Origin of the sequence: Anabaena sp. CCY 9910 (assembly GCF_963920875.1) — a bacterium.
GTDB classification, from domain to species: domain Bacteria; phylum Cyanobacteriota; class Cyanobacteriia; order Cyanobacteriales; family Nostocaceae; genus Trichormus; species Trichormus variabilis.
In genome coordinates this window covers 140984-153295 of sequence record NZ_CAWUDJ010000003.1, presented here as the reverse complement: position 1 = coordinate 153295, position 12312 = coordinate 140984, and the positions used below count along the sequence as shown (strand labels likewise).

Annotated in this window: 6 protein-coding genes; all 6 read left to right on the top strand. The window is 43.2% G+C overall.

Going from position 1 to position 12312, the window contains the following annotated elements; all coding sequences use genetic code 11:
• Positions 1–348 precede the first annotated feature (348 nt).
• Positions 349–2946 (top strand): hypothetical protein, encoded by a 2598-nt coding sequence (locus tag ACM5QX_RS04370; RefSeq protein WP_414752532.1) that lies wholly within the window; start codon positions 349–351, stop codon positions 2944–2946.
• 85 nt (positions 2947–3031) lie between these two features.
• A complete protein-coding gene (locus ACM5QX_RS04365; RefSeq protein ID WP_414752531.1) occupies positions 3032–3574 on the top strand; it encodes a hypothetical protein in 543 nt (180 codons plus the stop codon).
• 154 nt (positions 3575–3728) lie between these two features.
• Positions 3729–5258, top strand: coding sequence for a hypothetical protein (locus ACM5QX_RS04360; protein ID WP_414752530.1), 1530 nt, complete (start codon positions 3729–3731; stop codon positions 5256–5258).
• Positions 5255–9088 carry a TonB-dependent receptor gene (locus tag ACM5QX_RS04355; protein ID WP_414752529.1) on the top strand — a complete coding sequence of 1278 codons (3834 nt, stop codon included), beginning with the start codon at positions 5255–5257 and terminating at the stop codon, positions 9086–9088. Before ACM5QX_RS04360 ends, ACM5QX_RS04355 begins: the two co-directional genes overlap by 4 nt.
• 63 nt (positions 9089–9151) lie before the next feature.
• On the top strand, positions 9152–9310 hold the full coding sequence (locus ACM5QX_RS04350; protein ID WP_414752528.1) for a hypothetical protein: 159 nt from the start codon (positions 9152–9154) through the stop codon (positions 9308–9310).
• A gap of 107 nt (positions 9311–9417) precedes the next feature.
• Positions 9418–12312, top strand: a complete 2895-nt coding sequence (locus ACM5QX_RS04345) for an isopeptide-forming domain-containing fimbrial protein (protein ID WP_414752527.1) — start codon at positions 9418–9420, stop codon at positions 12310–12312.

The following is a 12312-nucleotide window of genomic DNA, read 5'->3' as shown; positions in this document are numbered from 1 at the left end:
CCAGTAGTTTAACTGTTTTAAAATCTGAGGCGATTGTCTTAAGTTTTTACTATTGAGCGATCGCTCTGCGGCCATCATTCAACTCTAATTCAGCCACTAGAACTAAATTTAAGTAGAACTAGTTACAGTTAACGCCCTACATAAGACTTCCGTTTACATCTGTAAACACACTTTCTTATAGGAACTAGACTAGAAAGATTTGGGTAATCTTTATTACTTTGAGATTAGTTCATATTGCCAGGTGACGGCGATACAAATTACACCGATAGTTTCCCTATCTCAGGCATATCTTAGATTCACTTGTTCTCGAAATTTATCAGGCAGCACTCAACCAAATAACCAAATCAAATGAATTTCCACCAAAAGGCTCACAAGACTGGAAAGTCAAAAATTTACCGTGCTTTAGTCGCCACGGCATTTTTAGCAAGCGGCATTTTCCCATTTACTACGCCTGTACTAGCAGAAGGGACTAAGGCGGGTACATCTATCAGAAACGAAGCGACTGCTACTTACGAAGACCCCAACAATCCCAATGTACCCCTGAATACAACTTCCAACACTGTCACTGTAACAGTGGCAGAAGTGGCAGGTATTACAGTAGACTACACAGGTTTAGTAGACAACAACGGCGGTACGATTGAAGAAAATGATCTTTTAATCTTCAATTACACCATCACCAACGTTGGTAACGACCCCACCCGGTTCCGTATACCCAACTTGGCAACAACAACAGGGCCTGCCACAGTTTCCGGGACATTACCTAACAACGGTACACTCAACAATCTGCAATATAGTATCGACAACGGTGCGACCTGGGTTAACATCACTGGTTCTGAGGCCATTGTTCCCAACATTGCTGTCGGCGGTCAGGTATTAGTTAGAGTCCCCGTGACTGTACAGCCAGGCGCTCAAAGCGGTGACGTTATTACGGTTAAGTTAGGTAATACCCCTGCTAATGCTCAAAACGTTTTGCGTAGTCCTGATGGTGGTGACGTTTATACCGTAGATAACCCTTTCCCTAACGTTCCTGAGCCTAATCCTAATAATCCAGAAGTTGATGGCGCTCCTGTTAACGGCACTAGGGAAGCTAGTGATACATCTATTGATGTTCAAGTAGGTGGAGGCGTTAAAACCTACTCTTTAGCCACAATTCTCAAGACACGTACTGCTTACAACAATGCAGGAACAACTAACTCAATCACAGATGACACACTTACTTATGGTTTGAGTCTGCGAGTTGAAGGCAATGACCCAACAGGACAGGGTATCACTCCAGCCGCCTTGGAAGGTAGAGGTATTAATCTTGATGGAATACCTAATGTTCCGCACATCTTAGTTTCCGATGCCATTCCTACCGGCACAGATTTGGCATCAGTAAGCGCTCCCAACGGATGGACAGCCGTATATACGACATCACTAATTACAACAGATGCTAATGCTGCGGCGTGGACGACAACAGCACCAGCAAACTTGAGTACAGTTACCCGTGTTGGTTTTATCAACAACACTGCTACAGTTACATCTGTTGCACCCAATCAAACCGTTAATAATTTTATTATTAATTTAAGAGTCGAATCCAACTTTGCTGGTACATCTTTGAATGTTGCCAACATTGCTCAATTGTTTGGTCAAACTCCTGGCAATAATTTCCCTGTATACGATGAGTCTGGAGACCAAAACCCCAGCAATTTTGATGGACAAGTGGGCAACATGACACCACCCCCAGGTACAGATACTGGTGTTGCGCCTGATGGTGTGCCTGATAGGTTACTTGATGCTGATGTCGATGATGGTTTTGTTGATAATCCAGCTGCTCCAGAAACAGGAGTTGACGGCAATAATGATAACACTGGTGTAGGCGACGGTGGTGAAGCTAACATCTTCACGCTAGAAGTTCCTGTAGCTTCAGCCGTTCTTAATGGTCCAGTCAATGCTCCTAATGCCATTGGTCCCTCTGGTGGAACTAACGACGACTTTACTAACAAATCTTCTTTAGTACCTTTTGGCACACAACCAAACTCTACATTAAATCCACAACCAGTAGCCTTTACCAACACCATCAGAAATAGTGGTAGCGCTCCTAGTGACTACTCTTTAGTACCCATCCCACCGGCAAGTAATACACCAGCTGGAAACAATGCTGATTTACCTACTGGTACGTTAGTTACGATTACTTATGGTTCTGAATCGAGATCCTATGTCTGGACTGGATCTGAGTTCCTCTTTGATAGCGATCGCAATCCGGCTACAGCAGGTGATCAATCCCCCATTGATCTCACCAGCGAATACATAACTATTCCCAACGTAGCACCAGGAACAAACATCAACTACGGTGTGGAAATTGATCTACCTGACCCCACTCAATTATCTACAGATATTGACAGAGGTTTCCCAGTTCCTGTGACCGCTTTTGTGGATGATGCTACTCCTGGCTTAGGTACAGAAACCGTCCGCAACACCACAATCAACCGTGTATATACTGGTTTCTTGAAACTGCGGAAACTCTCCAGAATCTTAGATCAAAACGGACAACCAGTAGCTGGGCTTGATGGTCAACTGAGTGATAGTAACAAGAGTCCTGTCCCTGGAAACATTATTGAGTACCAGATTCAATACAGCAATATCTCTGAGCCACAATCTGGTAACGGTAACATCATCCTGAACGCCAGCAATGTAGTCATCAATGAAAATGGTGTGACTGCGCCTAATAACTGGGCATTAGACAATGATAGTAATGGTCAGATTGATACCAGCAACATAATTGGTTCAGCTACAGACCCCAATGGTACTATCCAATTCTTCAATGGTAATCCTGCTACTAATTCCGGTAGTGATCAGACTGGAACTACCGTCAACACTGATGTGACTCGGTATGTCAACAGTGTGACTGGTCAAGTAGCACCAGGTCAACAAAGAACGTTTACTTTCCGACGCAAGGTTAACTAAGTTCTGCACAGTTTGTAGTCAGGACTTAAGTCCTGACCGCAAACATGGGAATCATATATCTAATAGTTTTTCGGGGTTATTTGTAATGAAGGGTGTTCTTATCGCTGGTGTGGGCGCATTTGCGCTGATTGCTACCGCACCATTTATCAATCACTTACCAGGAAGTGTAGTTGCTCAAAGTATTAAAAATCAACCACAGTTGCAATTGCGCTTAGGGGCGGAAAAACAGGTTATTAGCAAGGATCAACAGGGGAAACAGAAGGTTGCTTGGCAAGCATTACAAGGTCAAGCTGTAGTACAGCCTGGGGATGTGCTGCGTTATACCTTAAATGGCGAAAATAAAAGCGATCGCCCAATCAAAAATTTGACTCTCAATCAACCAATTCCCAAAGGCATGGTATATGTGCTGAAATCGGTTGATATTTCTAATACAGAAGCCAAAGTTACTTACAGCATTGATGGCGGTCGCAGTTTTGTTGAGAACCCCACAGTTAAAGTTATCCTCCCTGGCGGTAAAGCTGAAATTAAGCCAGCACCAGCTACAGCTTATACAAATATTCGTTTGCAACTGCCATTAGTAGCAGCTAAAACTACGGTTAAGGCGACCTATTTAACCCAGGTGCGTTAATTAATTCTAATTCTTAACTACGAATTAGCTCTACTAGAAAACATCTAATTAATAGTTAGCCGTTGTTCCAAATTTCAATGACGACGGCTCATATTTGTATCCATAAAATGCCTTTATTCATAAATAACAGGGCGCTTCTGAGGGGAGAAATTCAGTGATTCGTCCTTGTAAACCAACATCAATTTACCTCCGCAGTAACTGGTATCAAAGGTTAACTGCCACTTTTCTTTTCGGAAGCTTATTGCATACTACCATCCCGACACCAGTGACCGCGCAAAATACTCCCATCGTTAATATCACAAACCAAGCTACATACACTTATCAAGATAGAGCTAGTAATAATCGATATCAAGGATTAACTATTAAGACTAATGTCAATCCTAGTCCTTTGGTTGACCCATTAGGCAGGATTTTAGGTTGTGCTGGAACCCTATTACCAGACTATACTGGTTTTTCTGTTAGCGTCTATGAACCTAATCCCAATGACCCCACTGGTACAGAATTAGGGCAGTTAGTTTCTCTCACACCCACAGAAGTTCCTGATATTCCCAATAACAATATCCCTGGTGGTTTAAGACCAAATTCTGAGAACAGTAATCCTTATTTCATTACTAATAATCCGGCTGGTGTTTATAATTTTCTTCTCGACCCTAATCGTGGTCAAATTGAACCGGGCAGAACCTATATTTTTGTAGTTAACCCTCCGGCTAATTCTGTTTATCGACAACGGCGGATTAAAATTGAAATTCTCAATAGTACAGGCGCAATTAATAACAGTATTGTGCGTTATGTTGCGACTTCTTTAGATGGTCAACCAATCAGTTTAACTGGTGACTCTAGGGTAGAAAGTACTGTGGTTTTAGTTCCTAATGCCGAGGTTGTGGGACTAGATTTATTAGCTTTTGAGTTCACCACAAATATGTGTCAGGCAACTCAAGCACAGCTGATCAAAACAGGCGATCGCGCTACGGCTGAACCTGGAGACACTGTGATCTATCGTTTGTCGGTACGAAATTTATCTGATGCAGCTTTAAGTAATGTGGAAATTACGGATACTTTACCTTTAGGTTTTAACTTTATTCCTAAGTCGGTGCGGGGTGAAATTGATGGGTCATCAGTCACTGTCACTCCCGTGAGTAATGGCAATACTATTACATTTCGTTCTAACGCTAATGTTCCCGTTGGTAAAGTCATTAACATTGCCTATGCGGCTCAACTGACGACCGATTCTTTGCGTGGTAGTGGTCGAAATAGTGCGATCGTTAATGCTGAACGGGCTGATAACAGATTTAGGATTAAGGATGGCCCAGCAACGCACCAGCTGAAAATTCGTCCAGGTATAGTTTCTGACTGCGGTACTATTATTGGTCGCGTCTTTAATGACAAAAACTTTGATGGTGAACAGCAACCAGGAGAAGCGGGAATTGCCAACGCTGTGATTTTCCTCCAAGACGGTAACCGCATCACCACAGATCCCAATGGTTTATTCTCCCTCGCCAACGTTTTACCCGGAAGCCACACGGGAGTACTAGACCTGAGTAGCATTCCTGGTTACAAACTTGCTCCCAACGACAAATTCCGTGAACGCAATAGCCAATCTCGTTGGGTACGCCTCGAACCTGGTGGTTTGGTAAGGATGAACTTTGCGGTTACTCCCACCCCACAGGAGGTAATCAAGCCATGAAACCTGTAACTATTTTCAATTTACGATTGATGGGCGCAATGGCTGGGGCTTTCAGCTTTGTCTTATATCCAGCAATAGTTCATGCGGAGGTTCCAGAAAGTCCAGAATTTTCACCTGATTTAGAAAACCCCTCTCCTGACCTCTCTATCAAGAGAGAGGCTTTGAATATTCCCCTTTCCCCACTAGAGAAGGGGATTAGGGGATTAGGTCGCACTACTGAATTAACCACTCAGTTAACCCAGGATGAAATAGAACACCCCTCTCCCGCCCCAGAGGCTTTGAATATTTCCACTTCCCCTGTAGAGAAAGGGGTTAGGGGATTAGGTCGCACAACTCAGACCAATGAAGTACAAGAGGAAACACCTACATCCAACGCACCAACAAATGCTATCTCACCATTCCAACCAGCAGATGACCCATTACCCAGAGGTTTAAGTAGGCTTACAGAACCAGCGCCAACTACCCCAAAGGAAATTCCCACCTTTCAACCAGCAACAGATACACCCATACCTAGAAGTTTACGCAAATTAGTTGCAGAAACAGATAAGGGTAACGGACGGAGGGAAAATACTCCAACATCTGCAACAGGAGTGAAAATCTTGACTCCCAGTCCTGACGGTGTGATTGATGTGCCAGCAACTACCGTAGCAGTGCAATTCCCATCTGGTAGTCAAGTAGAGTTGCGGGTAAATGGGCTATTAGTAGACTCTTCTTTGTTGGGACGTACGGAAACTGATGCTGATACTAACTTAGTAACGCAGACATGGTATGGAGTTGGTCTCAAGGAAGGGGAAAATACTCTAGCTGCACAAATAGTAGGAGGAACAGAAGCACCCGTTACGATGCGGGTAGTTGTTAGGGGAACAGCCAAAAAACTCACGGTAGAAACCGTCGAGTCTCGTGTACCGGCTGATGGACGTTCAACGGCGACAATTCGCGGTCAACTCCTCGATGAAAATGGCAATCGCTCAAATCAAGATGCCGTTATTACCTTAATTCCCACAGTGGGAGAGTTGGTAGGAACTGACTTAAAACCAGAACAACCAGGGTTTCAGGTAGAGGCGAAAAAGGGAGAATTTACTGCGGTGTGGCGATCGCCTCTCCAAGCCCAAACAGCCAGGATTCGCGCTGTAGCTAACGATTTAGAAGCCTTTACCCAACTGGAATTTGCGACAGCACTACGTCCTAGTTTGGTGACTGGGGTCATAGATGTGCGGCTGGGAGCAAGAGGAACAAATTATTACAGCAGGTTCCGTGATTTCCTCCCCCCAGATAGAGATAATGGCACCCGATTGGAATTTAACTCAGCCATATTTGCCACGGGTGCGATCGGTGAGTGGTTGTTTACTGGTGCATACAATAGTTCTCGTAGCCTCAACGAAGATTGTAACTGTGACAATCGTCTGTTTAGGTCATACCAATTTAGCGAACAAAACTATCCTGTTTACGGCGATAGTTCTAAAGTAGACGTAGTTACACCCTCCATTGACAGTGTATATCTGCGTTTTGAACGTTCTACAGGTATTCCAGGTACTGCCCCTGATTATGCTATGTGGGGCGACTACAACACAGAAGAATTTGCTCGGTCGTCTCAGCAATTCACCGCCGTTACCCGCCAACTCCACGGCTTTAAAGCCAACTACAACTTAGGTAATCTGCAAATTACAGGTTTCTATGGCAATAACTTAGAAGCCTTTCAAAGAGACACTATTGCACCTGATGGAACCAGTGGCTACTACTTCCTTTCCCGACGGTTAGTTGTTCCTGGTAGTGAAAACCTTTTTATTGAATTAGAAGAACTCAACCGTCCTGGTACAGTGCTGGAACGTAAACAACTAAGTCGTGGCCCAGATTACGAAATAGACTACGATCGCGGTACTGTAATTTTCCGTGAACCAGTCTTACGTACTGATATTGATGCAACGGGACAGGTTCTGGTGCGGCGGATTGTTGTCACCTATCAATATGACAGCAACAATTCTGATAGCAATATCTATGCAGGTCGTTTGCAATACAACTTTTCCCGCACCCTCAACCAAGAGAGTTGGATAGCTGCAACCTATGTCAGAGAGAATCAAGGACTACGTGGTTTTGAACTTTATGGTGCAGATGCCAAAATCTCTCTCGGTTCTCAAAACCAGCTAATTGCCGAATATGCTCATTCTCGTAATGATTCTGACATTATGGGGCGAGTACGTGGCGAAGCCTACCGTCTAGAAGCCCAAGGACAGATTTTTTCAGGTTTACAAGGTCGGGCTTATTATCGCTATGCTGATACAGGTTTTGCCAATAACGCCACTATTAGTTTTGTCCCTGGTCAAACTCGCTATGGTGGACAGTTAACAGGGCGACTTTCCCAAACTACAAATATTCGTGTCCAGTATGACCATGAAGACAACTTTGGTATTGCACCTCAACCACTAGATACATTTGAAGAATTATTTTCTCCACGTTCACAAGCAATTCCAGGTAGCCAAGTCGATAATTCCCTGACAACAATTTCGGCGGGGATTCAACAACGTTTTGGTAAAGCCACTGTAGATGTAGATTGGATTCACCGTAATCGGGAAGACCGGATAGCGACAAATGGTCTAGAAAGTACATCAGATCAATTACGTTCCCGTCTAACATATCCCCTGACAAACAACCTGACATTCCAAGCCCAAAACGAACTCACCCTATCTTCCCAAAAAGATACTGTCTACCCAGACCGCACTATCTTCGGTCTCAATTGGGCTGTTGTTCCTGGTGTGAATATCAGCTTGGCTCAACAGTTTTACAGTAGCGGTCAGTCTTCCAGTAACTCCATCACCAGTTTAAGTGTTAACAGTGAGCATAAACTCGGTTCCGATACTACCCTTACTGGTCGTTACTCAATCATTGGTGGGGCTAATGAACTGACTACTCAAGGTGCTATTGGGTTAAATAACCGTTGGCTGATTGCTTCTGGTTTGCGGTTGAATTTGGCTTATGAACACGTTTTTGGTAACTTCTTCAACCGCACCGCCGCAGGTCAACAATTTGCCCAACCCTTTGCTGTTGGTCAAAGTGCTTCTTCTATTGGATTTAATGGGGGTGATAGTTACAGCATAGGTTTGGAATACTCTGATAATCCTCAATTCCAAGCCAGCGCGCGTTATGAACATCGGACTTCTTCTGGTGGTTCTAACACAGTGATTACAGCCGCCGCCTTAGGGAAAATTTCCCCTGCACTCACAGCTTTGGTGAGATATCAACAAGCCAACTCTTCCAATCAAAAACTCTCAGGACTAGGAGATACAGCGAATTTGAAGCTGGGTTTAGCTTACCGCGACCCCAACAACGATAAATTTAACGCCTTGTTGCGTTATGAGTATCGCCAAAATCCGGCGACTATTCCTGACACGATTCTTTTAGGTAGTGGTACGGGTTCTCAAGACCATACCTTTGCTGTAGAAGCGATTTATGCGCCTAATTGGCAATGGGAATTTTATGGTAAGTATGCACTGCGTAACAGTACTTCTTATTTAGCAAATGATCTAGTAGGTACTAGTACGGTGAACTTGGGACAATTACGTGCTACTTATCGCCTGGGATATAGTTGGGATTTAGTTGGTGAGGCGCGTGTGATTGGTCAAGCCAACTATACTGAGACGGGTTTTGTAGTGGAGGCTGGGTATTATTTAAGTCCTAATCTGCGGCTTTCGGCTGGTTATGCCTTTGGTAAAGTTGATGACCAAGATTTTTCCGGTACGCGATCAGCGGGGGGAGTTTATTTGGGTTTGACGTTGAAATTGAATGAATTATTTGATGGGTTTGGATTACAAAAATCTGTGGCGCGTCAACCGTAATTTAGTAGAGATGTTGCAGTGCAACGTCTCTACAGATTTTGTTGTGCATGGGGAATAATTTGGATGATGAATAAACCAAAATTTCGGGGCAAATATCGTGTGGAATCTATTCGGTTACAAAATAGGCATTATGCTGCGAATGGTTGGTATTTTGTGACTATTTGTACAGGCGATCGCGCTCATTTTTTTGGCAATGTTATTGGTGGTCAAATGAGACTATAGCTGATGGGATAAATAGCCCAACAATTTTGGATAGATATTCCTCAACATTTTGATTACACCTACATTGATGCCTATGTTGTTTAAATTTTAAATTTACCAATGAAATAATGAAATATTTATTTAATTATTTAAAAGCGATCGCCACCATCAAAATCTATAGAAATGATAGATTTTCTGCAACTGTGGGCAATCTAAACAAAAAAACCATGAAAAAGCCATTAACCAGTAGTCGCCGAAAACTATGGCTGAGTAGCCTGGGCTTTTTTGTGTGTATTTTAGGAAATAGTATCCAACCTAGCTGGGCTGAAGGTAGCAAAGAGTTAGTCTCTGATGGTGGATATAGACCTTACCTGGAATGGTCAGATTTAACAGCAGCAGGTATTGTTCGGAAAACTACACTGAAAGTTTATGTGGAAGCAGGAGAAACAGTTAATCTTGGTTCTAGCGTGGCTACTAGTTTCTCGAACCCACAAGATATTGTTTACCGTAGTCCTTTTAATGGTCAAAATGGCTCTTGTGATGTTCTGGCTACTGGTTTCGGTTTTATTGACACTATTGATAAAGAAACAGCAGGCCCTTTACCTCCCAACCCTTTACCTAATCATGGTGGCTATACCCCTTGTAGTTTCATCGCTACAGAAACTGGTATTTATGAAGTTGAATTTCGTTCTGCAAATACAAGCGGTTCAGGGAATCCACCGCCAAGAGCTACAACGGTGGCGTTCCCTATAGATGGTACTCAACTGTCAGGGGTAGCGGCTTGGGATATCACGGTTCGGGATAGTAATGGCGTTGCTAAAAAAGGGCGGGTATTTACTAACTATATTGCTATGAATATGGGATCAAATGCCAGTGGTGGTACTCCCATAGCACTCAATTCTAAGCTTTATATTCAAACCAAAGATGGGTATAGGTACGAAACTGACATGAATGGGGTCGATCCCTTTGGTTTTATATTTTTTGCTAATAACCGGGGATTTATTGATAGAACAAATAACAGCACTGTTTACCATTCTGCCGGTGGCGCTACTAATAATGATTTGAACTTTAGCGGCAATGTGCGAGTCCAAAATCCGACTGTTGCTGATACTGCAACTGACATTACCCACTTAGTTTTCTTTAATCGACCAGACAACTCAACCCTCAATTATTTAGGTATTTCTACATTGGCGACGGTGCCGACAGTACCAACTTCGTTCCAATTTACTGGGGGTACTGGAGGTAGTGGAAATCAAGCCCCTGTGGGTGTGGGAGGAAATTTTAGCTTCAATGCCGTTTCCACTGGTAGCTATCAAATAATTATTGACACCAACACGGATAACATTTATGACCCTAGCGTTGATAGAGTGCTACAAAATGTGCTGTCTGTAGGCTCAAATGTGGTGTTTTGGGATGGGAAGGATGCGTCTGGAACCAATCTCCCACCTCGACCACTAAATGCTCCATATAATGCCATCATTACAACACGATCTGGTGAATATCACTTTCCCATGTTGGATGCGGAAAACAATCCTCTAGGGTTTAAAATCACAATGGAAAACGCTCCGGCTGCTTTTCCTAACCTTCTAGATATGAATGGACAGCAGATTGGAACGACTACCGTTTATTACAATGACAGCAATTACGTTACCGCTAATGGTACGACGATTAACTTGAATGGTACTGGAGCTACTAGCCCTCGGAATGCCGCTAGAGGGATAAATAGTGCGTTAGGAGAGCATGAGTTTAGTAGTGGGTATGGTGACTTTAAAGGGATAGACACTTGGACATATTTCCCCAGTCAAGCAATCAATACTCCCTTGGTAATTACTACTAGTAATCAAGCAAACGTCAGAGGAAGCAAGTCTGTTCGCTTTCTCACAGACAATGATAATAGTAGAACTGTGACTGTAGGCGATCGCATCGAATATACTATCACCTACTCCAATCTGAGTCCAGGCAATAGCGATGCTATTAACTTTGTGATTAACGACTCATTACCCTCACAGTTAACCTTTGTGAGTGCAGCAATTACTACGGCAACATCGGGGAATAACATCACACTGAATCCCAGTTATAACGGTGCTGGTGTGGTGACTTTGACAAATTCTGGAACTCTGCGTGTAAACGATACCATCACTATTAAAATCACGGCCACAATTAACAATGCTAATGGCGGTAATCCCATTAGTAATCAAGCAAGTGCTACTTTTAACACACCGGATAATTCTACGGGAACTGTCGGTACAGTGTTTACTGATGCAGATTCTGCTGGTGCTACTAGTAACCCCCCTACTCTCGGCAATTCATTCTTACAAATTACTGATAATGGTGTAAATACTGGTAATAACCCTACCAGTACGGCAGATGATGATCCAACTTTATTTACAGCATTAAATGCTATTAGTTCTACTCCTAACTTGCTGTTGACTAAACGCATTACTCGCATTAATAACCAAGATTTAACTGATATTGTGGATGGTCGTAGTGATGTTCCTAGCAATGCCAGTAACTATGTGCCAGAACCTTATGCTACTCATGACAGCGATGCTAAATGGCCTGTCGGCTATTTGCGAGGATTGATTAATGCTGGCGTTGTCAAACCAGGAGATGAGCTAGAGTACACAATTTACTTCCTTTCCAATGGGTTGAGTAATGTCACTAATGTGAAATTGTGTGACTTAGTTCCGACTAATGTTGATTTTATTTCCAGTGCTTTTAATGCTCTGACTCCTAATGATGGTGGTTTGTCCGGAACAGATAAAGGTATCGCTTTAGCAATTGGCTCCACAATGCCAACAGTTTATTTAAGTAATGTAGCAGATAGCGATCGCGGCACTTTCTACCCAGCTAATGATCCTAATACACCCAGTTTTTGCAACAATATTGGTAGCAATACTAATGGGGCTTTGGTAGTAGAGATTACTCGTAATTCTATTTTACCTAACCTACCCCCTGCAACTAGTAGTGGGAATCCACCAGAATCTTACGGGTTTGTACGCTTCCGAGGCAAAGTAAAGTAA